The sequence below is a fragment of the Stenotrophomonas sp. SrG genome (assembly GCF_050031795.1).
GTDB classification, from domain to species: Bacteria; Pseudomonadota; Gammaproteobacteria; order Xanthomonadales; family Xanthomonadaceae; genus Stenotrophomonas; species Stenotrophomonas rhizophila_A.
The window spans coordinates 1-237 of record NZ_JBNBBE010001221.1; the positions used below are offsets into that span (position 1 = coordinate 1).

The window sequence follows — 237 nt, forward strand, 5'->3', positions numbered from 1 at the left end:
GCCGGTCGCGCCCGCCCGCTGGTCGTGCGGCCCGGTCGCGGCAGGTAGCGCACGACCGTTGGACGTGCGGCGACGCGCAGCGTCGGGGTGTGATCCCCGCGCCAGCGCCATCAGGCGTTCGGCGATCCGCTCCAGCGGAACCTGCTCGTCGGTGGCGCCGAGCTTGATGGCGGCGCCGGGCATGCCCCAGACCACGCTGGTGGCTTCGTCCTGCACCAGGGTGGGCGCACCGGCGTT

1 protein-coding gene is annotated in these 237 nt (G+C 75.1%); it reads right to left on the reverse strand.

All coding sequences use genetic code 11. The features are described from left to right. On the reverse strand, positions 1-237 hold a 237-nt coding region (locus ACQG3P_RS23325; RefSeq protein WP_426806371.1), incomplete at both ends, for a chemotaxis protein CheB.